This is a genomic window from Alloprevotella sp. OH1205_COT-284, assembly GCF_003859795.1.
GTDB lineage: Bacteria > Bacteroidota > Bacteroidia > Bacteroidales > Bacteroidaceae > Alloprevotella.
In genome coordinates this window covers 66,122-83,378 of sequence record NZ_RQYI01000001.1, presented here as the reverse complement: position 1 = coordinate 83,378, position 17,257 = coordinate 66,122, and the positions used below count along the sequence as shown (strand labels likewise).

The 17,257-nt window shown below is 52.0% G+C and carries 13 protein-coding genes; 6 read left to right on the top strand and 7 right to left on the bottom strand.

Annotated elements, in window-relative coordinates:
- Positions 1-39 precede the first annotated feature (39 nt).
- From EII14_RS00325 to EII14_RS00315, 3 genes are read left to right on the top strand one after another with little or no spacing between them, the layout of a single operon-like run.
- On the top strand, positions 40-2,103 hold the full coding sequence (locus tag EII14_RS00325; RefSeq protein WP_124930583.1) for a cation:proton antiporter: 2,064 nt from the start codon (positions 40-42) through the stop codon (positions 2,101-2,103).
- 48 nt (positions 2,104-2,151) lie between these two features.
- Positions 2,152-2,874, top strand: coding sequence for an ABC transporter ATP-binding protein (locus EII14_RS00320; RefSeq protein WP_124930582.1), 723 nt, complete (start codon positions 2,152-2,154; stop codon positions 2,872-2,874).
- A gap of 60 nt (positions 2,875-2,934) precedes the next feature.
- Positions 2,935-3,771: a S1 RNA-binding domain-containing protein gene (locus tag EII14_RS00315; RefSeq protein WP_124930581.1), complete on the top strand. Its 837-nt coding sequence runs from the start codon at positions 2,935-2,937 to the stop codon at positions 3,769-3,771.
- 942 nt (positions 3,772-4,713) lie between these two features.
- Here the strand turns inward: EII14_RS00315 and EII14_RS00310 are convergent.
- From EII14_RS00310 to EII14_RS00280, 7 genes are all read right to left on the bottom strand, one after another.
- The gene (locus tag EII14_RS00310; protein ID WP_124930580.1) at positions 4,714-5,187 is read right to left on the bottom strand and encodes an anaerobic ribonucleoside-triphosphate reductase activating protein; all 474 of its coding nucleotides are present in this window, start codon (positions 5,185-5,187) and stop codon (positions 4,714-4,716) included.
- Between the two features lie 153 nt (positions 5,188-5,340).
- Complete coding sequence (nrdD, locus tag EII14_RS00305; protein WP_124930579.1) at positions 5,341-7,446, bottom strand: anaerobic ribonucleoside-triphosphate reductase; 2,106 nt, start codon at positions 7,444-7,446, stop codon at positions 5,341-5,343.
- Positions 7,447-8,032: 586 nt separating this feature from the next.
- A complete protein-coding gene (locus EII14_RS00300; protein ID WP_124930578.1) occupies positions 8,033-8,455 on the bottom strand; it encodes a SufE family protein in 423 nt (140 codons plus the stop codon).
- 84 nt (positions 8,456-8,539) lie between these two features.
- The gene (locus EII14_RS00295; protein ID WP_124930577.1) at positions 8,540-9,547 is read right to left on the bottom strand and encodes a M28 family peptidase; all 1,008 of its coding nucleotides are present in this window, start codon (positions 9,545-9,547) and stop codon (positions 8,540-8,542) included.
- Between the two features lie 43 nt (positions 9,548-9,590).
- Positions 9,591-11,372: a gamma-glutamyl-gamma-aminobutyrate hydrolase family protein gene (locus tag EII14_RS00290; protein ID WP_124930576.1), complete on the bottom strand. Its 1,782-nt coding sequence runs from the start codon at positions 11,370-11,372 to the stop codon at positions 9,591-9,593.
- A gap of 122 nt (positions 11,373-11,494) precedes the next feature.
- Positions 11,495-11,830: a DUF4491 family protein gene (locus EII14_RS00285; RefSeq protein WP_124930575.1), complete on the bottom strand. Its 336-nt coding sequence runs from the start codon at positions 11,828-11,830 to the stop codon at positions 11,495-11,497.
- A 45-nt stretch (positions 11,831-11,875) separates the two neighbouring features.
- Complete coding sequence (locus tag EII14_RS00280; protein ID WP_124930574.1) at positions 11,876-12,400, bottom strand: Lrp/AsnC family transcriptional regulator; 525 nt, start codon at positions 12,398-12,400, stop codon at positions 11,876-11,878.
- A gap of 319 nt (positions 12,401-12,719) precedes the next feature.
- Between EII14_RS00280 and EII14_RS00275 the strand changes: the two genes are divergently transcribed.
- The 3 genes from EII14_RS00275 (at position 12,720) to EII14_RS00265 (ending at position 17,226) form a co-directional block, all read left to right on the top strand.
- Positions 12,720-14,375 carry a putative transporter gene (locus EII14_RS00275; protein WP_124930573.1) on the top strand — a complete coding sequence of 552 codons (1,656 nt, stop codon included), beginning with the start codon at positions 12,720-12,722 and terminating at the stop codon, positions 14,373-14,375.
- 123 nt (positions 14,376-14,498) lie between these two features.
- Positions 14,499-15,149, top strand: coding sequence for a S24 family peptidase (locus tag EII14_RS00270; protein ID WP_158608282.1), 651 nt, complete (start codon positions 14,499-14,501; stop codon positions 15,147-15,149).
- A gap of 1,204 nt (positions 15,150-16,353) precedes the next feature.
- Positions 16,354-17,226 (top strand): ABC transporter permease, encoded by an 873-nt coding sequence (locus EII14_RS00265; RefSeq protein ID WP_158608281.1) that lies wholly within the window; start codon positions 16,354-16,356, stop codon positions 17,224-17,226.
- The last annotated feature ends 31 nt before the right edge of the window (positions 17,227-17,257 follow it).

The following is a 17,257-nucleotide window of genomic DNA, read 5'->3' as shown; positions in this document are numbered from 1 at the left end:
TACTTGAATGTATACCTATTGCGGTTCTATACAAGCTTCATGTCTGCTCTGCATTTGCCCATCACCGATCCGACTTGGATTTTCTTCCTTGTGCTCAGTGTCATCCTCTTTGCTCCGATGATGCTCGAACGCCTTCGGCTTCCGTCGATTGTCGGACTGATTGTGGCGGGCATGGTGATCGGGCCGCATGGTGTTCGTCTGTTGGATCGCGACGCTTCGTTTGAGCTGTTTGGCAAGGTAGGTTTGTACTACATCATGTTTCTTGCCTCGCTCGAAATGAATCTGACCGATGTGATGAAAAACCGCAATATCGCCATCGGTTTCGGTTTCATTTCCTTTGCTCTGCCTTTTGGTGTGGGCTTTGCAGTCAATCATTGGCTGTTGGGCTTCACCGTTCCGGCCTCGCTGATGGTGGCCTCTATGTATGCCGCCCACACGCTGCTGACCTATCCTCTCGTGATGCGTTGGGGTTTGTCGAAACATCGTGCGGTGGGTATCGCCGTCGGTGGCACGATCATCACCAACGTCCTCACGCTGTTGGTGTTGGCCGTGGTCGGCGGTGTCAATAAGCCCGGCGTGACCGACTTCAACCTGCTCGAACTCATCGCCAAGATCTGTTTGGTCGGTGTTGTGATCGTGTTGGTGTTTCCCCGATTGTGCCGATGGTTCTTTCGTCGTCACGGCGACAGCATCGTGCAATACATCTATGTCCTTTCGCTTGTGTTTTTGGGTGCAGGGTTGATGGAGTGGGTTGGCATGGAGGGCATTTTGGGTGCCTTTTTGGTCGGGCTCGCGCTCAATCGCTCCATTCCCCCCACCGGGCCTTTGATGAATCACATCGAGTTTGTGGGCAACGCCCTCTTCATACCCTATTTCTTGCTCGGTGTGGGCATGCTCATCGACATTCGCGCGATGACCACCGATCGGAGCGTGGTGCTGCTGGCTGCGATAATGCTGCTGACGGGTGTCGTCGGCAAGGGTGTTGCGGCATGGCTTTCGCAAAAGCTGTTTGGGCTCACTCGTTTCGAGGGTCGGCTCATTGTCGGTTTGTCGGCCGCAAGAGCCGCGGCAACGCTGGCCATTGCGCTTGTGGGCTACGACATTATTTTGCCCGACGGCAGCAGGTTGTTGGGCGACGACGTGCTCAATGCCGCCATGTTGCTCATTTTGGGCTCGTGCGTGGTGGCATCTCTGGCCACGGAAAGAGCGGCCAAAGACATCGTTCTCTCCGGTGAGGCGAAGCAGGAAAGTTCGGGCGAAACGAAAGACACGCTCCTTGTCGCGCTCAACAATCCGCAGACCGTCATTCCGATGGTAAACATGGCTCTCATGCTCCGCACGCCGGTTCCCACCTCCGAACTCACGGCCGTGAGTGTCGTGTTGGACGACGATGCCGAAAAGCGTGCCGCCGCCCAAAAGCAACTCGACTATGCCGCCAAAATGGCCGCTGCCATCAACGTCAGGATGCAAACCCACTGCCGTTGGTCGGTCAATGCGGTGACGGGCATTGTACACAGTGCAAGAGAGTATGAAGCCTCCGACATCTTGGTCGGTCTGCATCAGAAAGAGCACATCGGCGAAACCTTCTACGGCAAGTTTACCACCGATCTCATCGCTGCTGCGCGTCAGCAAATCATCGTTTACAGGGCACTCATACCGGTGCATACCATTCGCCGCATTCACATCGTCGTGCCGCGCAAGGCCGAGTTCGACCCCGGTTTTCGGCATTGGTGTCGCCGCATGGCCATGCTCGCCACGCAGACTTGCAGCCGTATCTCCGTGTATAGCGGCACGACCACCCTCAAAGCCGTGGAAGAGGTGTTGAGGGGCGAGCATCGCATTGTCGATGCCGAATACCACGAGCATCTTTCGTGGAACGACTTCTTGTCGGTGGCCGAGCGACTCAGGCAGGATCACCTCATCGTCTTCATCTATGCCCACAAGGACATGCCCTCTTATCATCGCTACATCGACCGCATTCCCGAACAGCTCGAACGCTATTTCTCCTCTCGCAGTTCGATGATCGTCGTGCCGGCACAGTCGGGAGCAGCGAGCAACATCACCTCCGATCTGCGCAGCGGTATTTCTGTCAGACAAAAATAACCCCCTTTCATTCCTCTACCGATTTTCTTCACCGTAGATCACGGATTTATGATTACGCTAAACAACATCAGCAAGTCTTTCGGCACGCTCCGAGTGCTCAAAAATATCGATCTCAGCATTGAGCGCGGTGAGGTCGTCAGCATCGTCGGCCCTTCGGGAGCCGGCAAAACCACATTGCTCCAAGTCATGGGCACGCTCTATCGTCCCGACGGGGGCAGCCTCGAAATAGCCGGTTGCGACGTCACGAAACTGTCGAAATCGGCATTGGCGCGTTTTCGCAACGAGCACATCGGTTTTGTGTTTCAGTTTCATCAGCTTCTGCCCGAATTTACGGCACTCGAAAACGTGATGATACCCGCACTGATTGCCAAAAAATCTCGTTCGGAAGCAACACGCCGCGCCTTCGAACTGCTTGATTTTATGGACTTGACACCGCGTGCGCACCACAAGCCTTCCGAACTTTCGGGCGGCGAAAAGCAGCGTGTCGCCGTGGCCAGAGCGTTGATGAACAAGCCCGACATTATCTTTGCCGACGAACCGACCGGATCGCTCGACACACGCAATCGTCGCGAACTTCACGAACTTTTCTTTCGTCTGCGCGACACCATGGGACAAACCTTCGTCATCGTCACGCACGATGAGGAACTTGCCCGTATTGCCGATCGCTGCATTCACATCGTGGACGGCTGCATAGAGCCACCTGCCGTTGAAGCGGCCGCCGTTGCGGTGCCTGACGTTGAAGAAAGCTCCGTTGCCGCCGAAGAACTTTGATGCCCGACGTCGTCCCACCCTTTCGTTTCACCAGATTTTTTCTTTTTACACTACCATTATATGCTGCAACTGGGTCGCTACAACACGCTTACCATTACCCGATTTACCGACCACGGAGCCTATGTCGATGGCGGCGAGGCCGGCGAAATACTGCTCCCCAAATCCTACGTCCGTCCGGAGATGCGTCCGGGCGACAGTTTATCGCTCTTCGTTTATCTCGATCAGCAGGAACGCCTTGTCGCCACCACCGAAAGACCCCTCGCCCAAGTCGGTGATTTTGCTTTTTTGCAAGTGGCTTGGGTCAATGAATACGGAGCTTTTCTGCATTGGGGGGTGATGAAAGATCTGTTTGTGCCTTTTCGCGAGCAGAGGCGCACCATGCAGATCGGCGAAAGCTACATCGTACACATCTACATCGATGAGGAAACGGGGCGTTTGGCCGCCACCGCGAAAATCGAGCCCTTCCTCCGGCCGGCTTCCTCTCATGCTTATCATCGCGGACAGGAGGTGGACATCCTCGTGTGGAAACGCACCGAACACGGGCTTAAAGTGATTGTGGACAATGCCCATTCCGGATTGATTTACAATGAATTTATCTACGGCGTCGAACCCCGCACCGGTCAGCGTCTGCGTGCCACGGTGATCGACGTGCGTCCCGACGGTCGTCTTGACATCAGTTTGCAGCGTTTGGGCAAAGGGCGTTTTCGCGATTTTGCCGAAGATTTGTTGGAAGCTCTTCGCGCTGCCGGCGGCTTTTTGCCTTTCACCGACAAAAGCGCTGCGGAGGTCATTGCCGAACGATTTGCCGTTTCCAAGAAGACCTTTAAGCGTGCCGTCGGAACGCTCTACAAAGAGCGTATCATCACGCTGTCGGACGACGGCATACATTTGGTGTGATTTCCTTCGTCGGTCTTCCCCTCAAAAAAGACAATGGTCGTTGGCAAAGCAACGACCATTGTTTTTTGTGTATCCTCAATCTGAGGGCATGCTCGTTGCCTGCCGTTTGCGAGTAGAAAGAACCCGCCTTCCGTTTTTTGAGGCATGCCCTCGATTTCCCAAAATGATGCCCGGCACAAATGTTGTTTTTCCACAAAGACATCGGCAGGTTTTTCGAGTGCCGATTTTGAACAATTGCTTGGAAAATCAAATTTTCTTCCTTGGAAATAAATACTACATGGCTCGCAGAAAATTCTATCTCAAAGGTAGGGAAATCTACTTCCTTTCGGAATGAAAGAAAACAACTCTCTCGCGCGTACGCGCGCGCGTTCCCTATACGATTGTTTTTGCCTTCACTGCCTCCGCTAAAATGGGAAACCTACTGAATATCAGTTTGTTTCGGTGAAGGCAAGTGAAGGCAAAATGGAGGTTTGTTTTATAATGGGTTGTAAATCAGTGTGTTGTTTCGTGATTTTGCCTTCACGTTCTCGAAAATGGCCATTTTGTTGCCCGAAGTGCGGAAGGAGGTGAAAGCAAACGGTGGTTTTTGCCTTCGCTAATATAATTTTGTATATCAGTATGTTATGAAATTTCGTGAAGGCAAACTTCCGCTTTGCCTTCGCAAGAAAATCGCTCATTGTCAGAGGTATATCGGTTTTAGCGGAAGCAAAACGGCAAAAAATAAAAATACGGGTAAGAAAACGACGAAAAAGGGCGGTTTCATCGGAACATGATGAAATCGAAAAAAGGAGCGAGAGTGTGAAGGGAGCGGTGGAAGATTGCGTGCTCCCCAAAAACGGTTCGAGGCGGACGGCACAACTTGTTTTGACAGATGAGGGACGGCAGCGGCATTCGATCGACTGAAAAAAAACGGCCGACAGATTTTCGAGCCATCGGCGTTTTTTATCTTTTTTTCTGAAAACGAAAGGTGATGTCTTCACGCGTGCCGTCGGCCGAAAAACGATACATTCGTTGATTGGTCGTCGGGGCATTGAGCGGCCCCCTGTCGGCACGCCATGCTCCGATTTTCACATAGTCGGGAGCCACATCGGCCGAAAGCATGGGGGGGAACTTGTCGCGACCGCTATACCACCCCGTATGCAGACGCGGATAGACTTTTTTCAATCGTTTCAAGAGAGAAAACACAGAAGCCGGATCATTGTCCCCTCCCATTAAGCCTACACAGGTTATGGTCGCCCCATATTGCTCGACAAGGGCAAAAAGACGTTTCTCCGTCAATTCCTCACCGTTGTCGCCCCAAAGGTAGGTGCTGTGGCATCCGGGGCAGGCGCAGGGACAGAGCGAAAGATTGACGGCGAGGGTGATTTCGTCGGGAAATTCTTGAAAAACGATGTCGTGATTGACGTATTTGAGCATGGGGCGATGAAAGAAAACCGGTGATAGAAAAAATGACGCGCCCGACCGGAGAGGCCATTCGGGCGCGTCGAACCAAAATACTTTGAACCGGTGATGGGCAACACTTCTTTCGATAACCGAGATGGTAGAAAGCAGTGTCGGATGGGGGGGGGATCACACTTTCACTTTGGGTACCGTGCCGTAGTAGCGACGAGCCGCTTCTTTCTGACGGTCGGCCGAGAAGTTGGAAATGCGCTTCAAATAGCCGATGATGCGTGTCAGATAGTCCACGTCTTTACTCTTGCAGTGCGGACATTCGTCGAGGTATCGTTTGTCGATCTTTCCGCAGGCATTGCAGAGTGTGTTGGGAATGTTGAAAGTGAAATAGTTGCATCCTTCTATGGCCGCCACGCGCAGCAGTTGTCGATATTGCGGTTGGGAGAGGTGTTCGTCGAGATTGCAGTGAAGCGCGCTTCCTCCCGTGAGGTGAGCGATGTAGCGACGGCCATGGAGGCGGAATTTCTGTATGGGGTCTGTCGAGGTGTCTTCCACGACATAGAAATAGGAATTGTAGCACTCGCGCGGCACATAGTAGCCGTCTTCGCGATCCCAGCGTGCGTGCTTGACGCCCACGTTTTCGGCAGGAATCATTTCGCAGTTAAACATCAGGTCTTTCGTGCGATAGAGGCGGTTGTAGTGCTCGATGGTGGAGAGAATGTTTTCCACAAATTGTGCATACTCATCGTTGTCACTGATGGTCATACCGAGACTTTCGGCGGCTTCCACAATGCCGTTTACGCCGATAGTGAGATATTGACGCTTGATGTTGATGTATCCGGCATCGAAAAGGGGCAGAAGGCCTTTTTGGCGCATCCATTCGAGGTTTTCGTTGTAGGCGGTCTGCACTTTGTGAACGAGATCGACGATGTCGGCAAGATAATCCACATAGTTTCGTCCTTCGCGGGTGGCCTGTTGCACACAGCGGTTGATGTTGATGGTGAGCACCGATTTTGAACCCGTCGAAACTCCGCCGGCTCCAAGGGTGTAGGAAAAACCGTTGTCTTGAATTTCGTTGCGCAAACGGCAGCAGGACGCAAGCGAATCGGCATTGTCGCTCATGTAGGTGAAGAAAGAATGCCCCTTGCTATACATTTCGGCGGTGAAGTCGGCATATTCTGCGTCGATGACGTCGCCGTCTTTGCTGAGCAGTGCCATGGTTTCCACGGGGAAGGTGAGCACGGTTTTGGTGCGTTCGGCGTTGAACCAATTCATGAAACGCTTTTGCAACCACGACACCGACTCCCAATTCGGACGCGAACCGTCGGGGAAATAGAACTCTCCGAAGATGGATTCGAAATAATAGCGGTCGTAGTAGGAGATGTTCCAAAACACACTTTGGAAATTGCGTGCTCCGGTGGGTTGGTTAATGGAATAGACGATTTGCTCGAAGCAGTCGGTGATAATCTTGTCGAGTGTGCGTTTGCGAAGCGAGAGGTCCATCACTTCGTCGGCACGTAGATGGAAGTCGTCGCCATATTCTTTGGCCAGAAAATAGCTCATGTACATCAGAAACTCCGGCGTGGCAATCGCACCGCTGAGCATCGAACTGACAATGAACACCATATTGACAAAACCGCCGCAGAAGGATTTGAGGTTGGTGGGCGCGGTGGAGTTGCCTCCGATCGACAACGTTCCGTTCAGAAGCCACGGATACATCGTGATCGAAGCACAATAGTTGGCCAGCGAGGTTTCGTCGTTTTTGTAGATAAAGTGCTTTTTGAGCAGATAAATATACCGATCGGCCACTTCTTTTCCATACATCTGCTTGATTTTGTCGCAGAGCAAGCGACGGTTCAGGCGAATGAAGTCGCCTTTGGGGATTTCGCCGATGAGGGTGGCCAAGTTCTTGTTTTCCACATTGGCATTGGAGTCGAACTTAGAGCCGGAAGCCGCATTTCGGGCGTTGCAATAGTCGATGAGGAAACGGAGTTTTTCGGCAGTTTCCCGATCTTCGCTGTGTCTGTTTCTATACACAATGAAGGCTTTGGCCGATTTGAAGTAGTGTTCCGACATCAAGGCCACCTCCACTTGGTTTTGAATGTCCTCGACACTCATGCCGTTGCAAAAACGGAGGTGCGACACAATTTTGGTCAAATCGTCGGCATTCAAGGCTTCGCCTGCTGCGGTACAAGCCTTCATGATGGCGCTTTTGATTTTTTCGATCGAAAAAGACTCTACATTTCCGTCGCGCTTGGTGATGAGGAAATTTTCAGTGCTCATAAGAAATTTGAAAAAGAAGAAAAGGAAACTGAGAATGACTGTAAAGACGAGGGGTTTGCTCGAAAAGCCGCAAACGAGACACTCATCATGCCGCAAAGATATAACTAAAAAACTATATTACGAAATAATAAAATAAATATTTTTCTTTCCAATGATAAAAATATTTCTTTGAGTGGAAAGATAAAAGTTTTCCGAAATGGAAAACTTTTTATATATTGTATGATATGTAATTTATTGATATAATAATATTTATGCTTTTATTTTGGGGAACTTTTGTTTTTGCGAATGATATTATTTGTAAACTAAACTTCATGTAGAGTGAACAAAAATACGCATATCTCTTGATTGTTGGCAGATATGAGAAATTTCTCTCTTCAACACTGATGAGTGGGTCGAAGAACGTTGGCAATCGGGGAATTTCAAACCCAAAACTCTTTGTTCAAAAAGCAAACGGCGCGGTTTTCCGCCTTTCCGCACGAAAAGGAATGACGCCGGGAAGAAAAGCACCGACAGAATACACCAAACGCTCCTCTCCGCACGACAAGCGAGGGGTGCGGAGAGGAGCGTTTGGTACTTTTTTCTCCGATCAGCCGCGGGCACTTATGGCAAGAGCATACATCTTGATGCGCTTGATCATGGCAAGCAGCCCGTTGGAACGGGTGGGAGAAAGGTGTTCGATGAGGCCGATGTCGCGAATGAAATAGAAATCCGCGTCCATGATGTCTTGCGCGGTTTGTCCGTTGACGACACGCAGCAAAAGACTGACGATGCCTTTGACGATGAGCGCATCGCTCTCGGCACGAAAGCGGAGTGTGCCGTCTTCTTTTTCGTCGCACACAATCCATACGCGACTTTGGCAACCGTCAATCAAGTTGGTTGCTGTCTTTTCTTCCTGCGGCAGGGGCGTGCAATCTTCACCCAAATCGATGAGGAGTTGGTAGCGGTCCATCCAGTCGTCGATTTCGTTAAACTCTTCTATGATTTGGTCTTGCGTTTCGTTGAGGGTCATGGGGATATATGGTTTAGGGAAAGAGGAGTGGTGAGCAGTAAAATCTCTACCGAAAGAAAAAGGCGATGTCCGTTTTCATCGGGATCAGTTTGAATTCTCTTCGGACAGGAGTTGCAACACAGTCTGTCCGACGGCGCGGAGCGTGGCCGGGTCGATATTTTCGGGCGTGTCGTGGGTGGTGTGCCAGTGTGAAGTGAAGTTTGCGCCCTTGTTGTAGGGGATGATGTTGATTGTGGGAATGAGCGCAATGGTATTCATCGGAACATGATCGTCGGTGACATATCCTCCGTTTTCTTGGGGGAAGAAATCGGCAGCTTCGGCATAGCGGGCGGCTTCCCAAGCCCGGACAACCACATCTTGGGCAAACTGCAACGAAAATCCCTCGTAGTGAAACTTACTGCCGCGGCCGCCTACCATGTCGAGCAACACGCCATATCGGGCGGTATAGTTGGGGCGATGCGGATTTCGACTCCAATACTGGGAGCCAAGACACCAATTGTCGGCATTGTCCTGTGCCTCTTGGGGTGCCCAATAGGGCGCGCCGTAGTCTTCGGCATCAAAACAGATGAAGTCGATGCCCACCGCGAGGTTGAGGCGGTCGATTTGACGAGCTATTTCCATCATCACGGCGATGCCCGAAGCTCCGTCGTTGGCGGCCATGACGGGCGTTCGGTGGAGCGTGGAGTCGGGGTCGTGGTCTGCCCACGGACGAGCGTCGTAGTGTCCGGCAATGATGATGCGGTCGGCCAGTTCGGGCTTGTAAGCGGCAATGATGTTGCGGCATCTCAAATCCTTTCCGTCCCACCCTTTGACGACGGTGCGCTGTTCGGTGACATCAAGGCCATGGCCTCGAAACTTCCGCACAATATAATCGCCACACCGCTCAATGGCTTCGGAATTGGGAGTGCGGGCGCCGAAATCGCATTGCGCTTTGACAAAGGAAAAAGCCGAATCGGCATTAAATTTGACGCTGCAAATGCGCGACGAGTCGATTTCGGAGGCGTTTTGAACGGAAGCGTCGCTTCCTTTGCAGCCCGCACCGAGGAGCAACACGCCGATAACGGAAAGGAGATACGGAAATTTGAAAATCATGATAAACCTATTGACCATTACAGATATGGTGTATAAAGAAAGATCAGAACAAAGGTTGTGCGTCCGCCTGTGCGAGCGTCATCACTCTGAGGAAATTGCCTCCCCAAATCTTACCCAAATCCTCGTCGGTGAAGCCCTCGGCTTGCAGCCTGCGCGTGAAATTGAGCAATTCGGAGGCATCGGCCAATCCGCGAACACCGCCGTCGCCGTCAAAATCGGTGCCGATGCCCACGTGGTCAATACCGGCAACCTTCACCATGTGGAGGAGATGAGCCACGGCGTGTTCGAGGTCGGCATGCTCGGAGGGATCGTTCAGAAATCCGGCGTAGAAGGTGCATTGTGCCACTCCGCCCTTTTGCGCCAAAGCCCGAAGTTGATCGTCGGTGAGGTTGCGCGGATGATTGCAAAGAGCACGAGCCGAAGAATGGCTGCAAACAATCGGCGTCAGGGAGTGGTCGAGAGCGGCATAGAAGCTGCTTTCGGCGGCATGGGAGAGATCGACGATCATGCCGACTCTGTTCATTTCGCGAACCACCTTTTTCCCGAAATCCGAAAGTCCGCCGTGTTCCGCTCCGCCCCTCGCGGCATGGCGTCGGAGATCGGCGGCATTCGGGCGCGCCGAGTCGCAAATGTCGTTGTTGCCGTTGTGGCAGAGGGTGGTGTAGACCACGCCCCGACGTCGGAAACGCTCGATATTGCCCAAATCAGTGCCAAAGGCATAACCGTTTTCGATGCTCGGCATGATGCTTTTGAAACCTGCGACTTTATGGCAGATAAGGTCTTCGGGCGTAAAGGCCATTCGTGCCTGCGGACAATGTTCGATCATCGTTTCAAGACGATCGAGAATGCCGTTGGCACAGGCCGTGGCTGCCGTGTGTTCCTCCGCGCTTCGTCCGCCTTGCGGCAGATAGGCCACCATGATCGAGGCGTCCAATCCGCCTTCGGTTATTTTGTGAATATCGACAAGCAGTTGAGGATCACGGCGGTTGAAGTCGATGCCGCAGTCAAATTTCATGGGCGTATCGCAATGGGAGTCGAGCGTAAGGTGTTTGGCATGAAATCGGCGTACACGGCGATAGCTCCGCGCCTGTTCCACGAAATGGTCGAAAAGCGGCCACATCGTTTCGCCCCCCATTGCTTCGGGGTGCCATTGCACCCCCATCATGCTCTTGTATTCGGTGCTTTCGACGGCTTCGATGATGCCGTCGGCGGCAAATGCCGTGGGGCGAAAACGCGTTCCGCACGACTTGACCGCCTGATGGTGAACGGAATTGACGTTGGCCGTCGTACCCAAAAGGCGCGCCAGCGTCGAGTCGGGTTCAATGGAGATGCGGTGCGTGGCTTCGGTGCGCGGTGCGGCTTGTGCATGTTTGAGCAAAGGGCGCGTGGGATGTTGCGCCGAAATGTCCTGATAGAGCGTGCCCCCCATTGCGGCAACCATGAGCTGCATGCCGCGACAGATGCCGAAAATAGGCATTTGGCGGTCGGCGGCGAGGCGAACAAGGAGCAATTCCAAAGCATCGCGGCGAGGATTGATGCCGCCGAGTTCGGGAATGGGGTCTTGGTTCAGCCAAAGGGGGTTGATGTCTGCGCCGCCCGAGAGGAGCAGCCCGTCGGCACGCTCCAAGGCTTCGTGCAGTCCGGTCAAATCTTCGGTCGGCGGCAAAACGAGCGGCGTTGCGCCGGCTCTGAGAAGACTCCGACTGTATCCGTCGGCTAGTTCACAACCCTTGTCGCCCCAATTTCCGGTGATGAGAATCAGGGGTCGAGGAGAGGGAAGCGTCCGAGTGTTTTCGACGTAGAGATTTTCCAAGTCGTATTGCATATCGTGTGGTGAGATGAACTTAAAAAGGTAAACAACGACGGCATTGCCGAAACAACATGAGCATGAGCCCGCAACATTTCCATGCGCAACGGTCGTCCGGGAAACAGTATGAAAGCCGATGTCTATTTTTTTGATTCGGCATAGGGTGCGGCCGATTCGGGATAATCATGCTTGCGCTTCGGGTTCATCGGAAACCAGCCTTTGATGACTCGTTGGCGTTGCTCGAACAGTTCGATAATGCTCCACAGACACGAGAAGCCGAGAATGGCCAAAATCGCACTCCAAAATATATTTTCGATGAAAAGCGCAGTCACCGCCAACCCGATGCCCGCCACGAGAAACGCCCACCACGGACGCGTCCCGAAATAGTATTCTGCCTTAATGACAATGGGGTGAAACACCCCGATGATGAGAAATGTACACAAGCCGAGCAGGGCGCCTTGATAAAAGATGTCCATGGGAATAAATATTAAAAAAATAAAATCAATCGGATGGGAAAGCCGTCAGTTTTCCACCTCATCGACCACTTCGATGTGGCGTCCGGCGTGCTTTTCGTCGTCCTCTTCCTCGCCCAGAGTGATGGGCACGGTGCGGGCGATGCTCTGTTCGAGCGAAATCATGGTTTCGGTCGATGTCACGCCGGGAATTTGCTGAATGCGGCTGTTGAGCAAGTCTTTGAGGTGCTCGTTGTCTCTGGAATAGAGTTTGACAAGCATCGTGTAAGGGCCTGTCGTGAAATGACATTCCACGATTTCCGGGATATTGGTCAGTTCCTCAACGGCGTCGTTGTACATCGAACCGCGTTCGAGTTTGATGCCGATATAGGTGCATGTGCCAAATCCGAGATATTTCGGACTCACCTGATAGCCGCTTCCCGTGATCGTTCCTTTTTCTACCATGCGCACCACCCGCTGATGAATGGCAGCGCGCGACACTCCGCACTGTCCTGCGATTTCCTTAAAACTGCGTCGTGCATCGACGGAAATGACTTTGAGAATCTTTCGATCCAATAAATCTGCTTTTTTCATGGAATGTTTTTCTGTTTATTCGGCCACAAAAGTAATCAATAATATTGACAAATGAACCATTTAATCCTCCTTTTTTCCTGTATTGTATAGTCGTTTGCCGCGTTTTGAGGCAAATTGGTGCATGTTTGTCTAAATAGTTGAAGATAAATGTTTTTTAGAATAAAAATAATTTAAATCAAAACCTTTCTTTTTCTCCAAATTCTCTCTACCTTTGCGCATTGATGAACCGTTTCGCCGTCTTTCGCCACTCTCGTCGGCACGGCCTCGGCTTGTCGGTTTACCTCCTTTTTAATCCTCCATATCTCTCTCGCTGCTGCTCATGTGGTTCATTGACCTTCTCACCCGTCCCACCGCGATCCAAGCCGTCATCGTGCTTTCTTTCATTTGCGCCTTGGGGCTGTCGTTGGCCAAGTTCCGTTTCAAAGGAATCAGCCTTGGCATCACTTTCGTTTTCTTTGCAGGCATTTTGGCCGGTGCATCGGGCTTGCAGCTCGACCCTCAAATGTTGCTCTATGCCGAGAGCTTCGGGCTTGTTCTCTTTGTGTACACCCTCGGTCTGCAAGTGGGGCCGGGATTCGTGAGTGCTTTCAAACACGGCGGCACCGAACTCAACCTCCTCTCTCTCTCCGTCGTGGGCATCGGCACGCTGATGATGATAGCCATGGCCATGGCGCAGTGGCTACCCCTCCCCGACCTGATGGGAGTGTTGTGTGGGGCGACGACCAACACTCCCGCCCTCGGCGCGGCACAACAAACGTTGAAGCAACTCGGCCAGCCCTCGGCCGTGGCGGCGTTGAGTTGCGCCGTGACCTATCCCATCGGCATGATCGGCGTCATCATCGTCTTGGCCGCCATGAGGGGCTGGCTGCTGCGCCACGAACGCGCCGAAGAACGCACCGCCGACGAAGAGGCTTTCATCACCTCGTTTTGTGTGTGCAATCCGGCTTTGTTCGGACAAACCATCTACGAGGTGGTCACGGGCTTTGAACATTCCAAATTTGTCGTGTCGCGCATTTGGCGCGAAGGAAAGGTTATTCTCCCCAATCGCAACACCGTGGTCGAAAACGGCGACCGCCTGCTCGTCATCACCCGACGCACGCAAGTCCCGATGCTGACCAAACTGTTTGGCCGGCGCGACGACACCAACTGGATGGAAGAGAATATCGACTGGAACGCACTCGATGCGCAGCTCGTGTCGCGCCGCATACTCATCACCCGTCCCGAAATCAACGGAAAACGCCTGCGCGATCTTCATCTCCGCAATCGCCACGGCGTGACCGTGAGCCGCGTGAAACGCGCCGACTTTCAACTTGTGGCCACTCCCGAATTGTTGCTTCGCATGGGCGACCGTGTCATCGTTGTCGGCAGTCGGGAAAGCATCGACCGCGTGGCCGACGAATTGGGCAACGTCGTCAAACAACTCGAAGAGCCGAACATGGTCACGATCTTCTTCGGCATCACGCTCGGTTTGCTCCTTGGCAGCATCCCTTTCAACTTCGGCCTGAGCTACCCCGTGCAGTTGGGATTGGCCGGCGGCCCCATCGTCATGGGCATTCTCATCGGCAGCTACGGCCCTCGCTTACACATGGTGGCCTATACCACTCAGTCAGCCAATCTCATGCTTCGTTCGCTCGGCTTGTCCATGTATTTGGCCTGTCTCGGCCTCGACGCCGGCGGCGAATTTTTGGAAACCGTCATGCAGCCCGCCGCCCTCAAATGGATCGTCATTGCCGTTCTCATCGCCGCCGTTCCAATCGTGTTGGTGGCTGTTGTGGCGGTGTTCTATCGAAAAAAATCGCTGGCCACCACGGCCGGCATGATCTGCGGAGCCATGGCCAACCCCATTGCCTTGGGCTATGTGAACGACACAATCCCCGGCGACAAAGCCTCCATCGCCTACGCCACGGTCTATCCGCTTGCCATGTTTCTCCGCGTCATTATCGCCCAAATCGTCGTGATGCTTTGGTTTGCCTAAGTTGAACAACGATGGCTTGCGCATGGCTGAGATCGCAAGTATCCGCCGGGAAAACGGAACAGTTCGATAAAAATGCGTATCTTTGTCGCAACAACCTTTTGCAAACATCTTCACACCTTCTCCATGATCCAACGCTTACAGCAATTAGTAGACCGCTTTGCCGAAGGCCGCAACACGCGGTTTGCACAAATGCTCCACACCAACGAAGCCCGCATACGCAGTTACCTCACGGGAGCCGTGATGCCGAAATACGACTTTCTGTCGGCCGTGAGCCAAGAGTTGGGCGTTTCGATCGACTGGCTCATTTCGGGCGAAGGCGAAATGCTCCGCAAAGACAACGCCGCCCTCGAACGCCGCCTCAAAGCCGCCGAATCTGCCGAGCCGTCGGGGCTGCCGGTCTACGAAAGCGATTTCACCTGCAACTTTGAAGAAGTCGAAAACGATCAAAACTGCCGTCCCGGCTACTTCATGGACACGCCGCTCAACCGCTCGGCCGATTTCTGGTGTTCGGTGCAAGGCAAAAGCATGAGTCCCGACATCGAACCGGGCGACAAAATCGCGTTGCGCCGCTGCACATGGGATAACTTTGAGCCGGGACACATCTATGCCGTCGTCATGGATGATCTCCGCACCGTAAAAAAACTGCGCCGCGTTCCCTCCGATCCCACCGTGCTCGAATTTGTGGCCACCAACCCCGACTACGGCATCGAGCGATACCCCGTCAGCCGCATTCTTCATCTCTACCGCGTCGTCGGAAAACTGCATAGTTTCTGATGTCCGCGCGCCGAAAGTCCCCCTTTTCCCTTTCTTCCTCCTTTCGTGCCACCATTCCCGATCAACATCTCGCAACGAACCTTCGCCCCATGCGGATCGTCGTTGCGAGATGTTGTTTTTTCTTCCGTACCTCTATTTTTCCTTCGGCACATAATGCCTGAGGATTTAATCAAGATGAGTGTTTTTTGTCAAATCGAGCTTACTGTTTGATGTGTGATGTGTTAAATAAGTAACCAATGTGTCGTTTTTTACGCCCTGCTTCTTGCAAATGGAAACAAAAGGCGTATCTTTGCATTGTGTTTTTCATAGTATTAGATTTAAGGTTAACAAGGTTGGGATACAGTGGTATCCCTTTTTTTATGCCCGAAGGTTCGGAAGACGCTTTTTCCGGCACTTTCAAAACCCCTTAACCGCTTCATGATACGGGCTTCCCCAATGTTTATTTCATGAAATTGTCGAAAAACATACACTGTGCTTTCCATATCTCTGAATATCAAGGAAATGTGTATGTAGGCAGATGATTTTCCGTCTACACGGTAAAAAGTTAAGTCGATGATGCACAGACAAAAAGGAATGTAGACGGATTTTCCCAAAACCTACACTGCCTACATGGGCGATTTCGGACGTCTGTACACCTGCCCGACAGCATGTGTAGGTTTCGGCGACGAATGTAGGTAATTTTCCGTGTTGTCTACATTCGCAACAGCTTATATTTCTGCGACTTAACAAGGATAGTGTAGACAATGTAGATAAAAAGAAGAAAAACTCCCTGTATAGGGGGAAAGTTGCTTTTTCTCGCGAAAAACGGCCTCACCTCCTCTTCCGCTTGTTCGGATATGCCTTAATGCGTTGTTGCGCATCTTGGCCAAGGGGGCGTGCAAACGGAGTAACGATTAGAAAAAACTACTCGTTACTTAAAAATTTCTACTCGTTATGTAGAAAAAACTGTTACAGACCTAATTCCCCAAAGTTCCTACCCGCTTCTCTTCTCGGTAATTCAAACAGACGACTTCTATGCCCCGGCGGCGAGTTTTGCTGCGGTCTTTTTCTCGTTGATGCTGCGGTTGATGCTTTCGGGTGTTAAAAAAAACGGATTCATCGACAAATCCGTCGTGAAATTGTAATTTTGCAGCAACTTAACCATAGAATGCCCTTGCGCGAACAAGGTGTTCGGGATACAACGCAATACACGCGGTTCAATTATATGAGAAAAAGAAAGAAACGCTCAGTCGGACATTTCAACTCCGTGACGGCCTGCATCAGTACGACAATGGTGTTCATATTGGTCGGCACGGTTGTGTTTTTTGCCACCATGGCCGACAATTTGGGGCGCACGCTCCGAGAAAACTTCACGGTCGAAGTGTTGCTTGACGACAGCATTACGCACCAAGACAGGCAGCAACTCCGAAACTACCTCAATCGGCAGCCCTACACGCGCCTTGTGAAATATATGTCTAAGGAAGAAGCCACCAAACAACAGGCGGAGGCACTCGACACCGATCCCAATGATTTTTTGGGATACAGCCCGATCCCCGCTTCGTTTGAGGTGCATTTGAAGGCGGAATACGCCAATTCCGATTCGCTGCATTTGTTTATGCCTCCGATCAAGAAAAAAAGTTTTGTGAGCGATGTGGTTTATCCGGAAGATCTGATGGATAATGTAAACCACAACATCAAAAACGTGAGCATAGCTCTCCTTGTGGTGGCATTGTTGTTGGCTTTCATCAGTATTTCGCTCATCAACAACACGATGAGGCTGAGTGTGGCACGGCGCAAACACGCCATTCAAACGATGAAACTCGTTGGGGCAAAATGGAGTTTCATCCGTAAGCCTTTCTTGTGGCAGGCCTTTTGGATCGGGCTCATATCTTCTGCCTTGTCAGACGGCGTGCTGTTTGCGGGAATGCATGCCTTGACTTTGTGGGACGCGCAGATCGCCGGGCTTATCACGCCTTTCGTCATGCTCTCCACGTTGCTTTTCGTGCCCGTGTTCGGCATCTTCCTGATCATATTGTCGGCTTTCTTCTCGGTGAACAAACATTTGCAAATGAGCCGCAACGAGTCGTATCTTTATTAAGAGATGCCTCCGATCACTCGATTTTTGATGA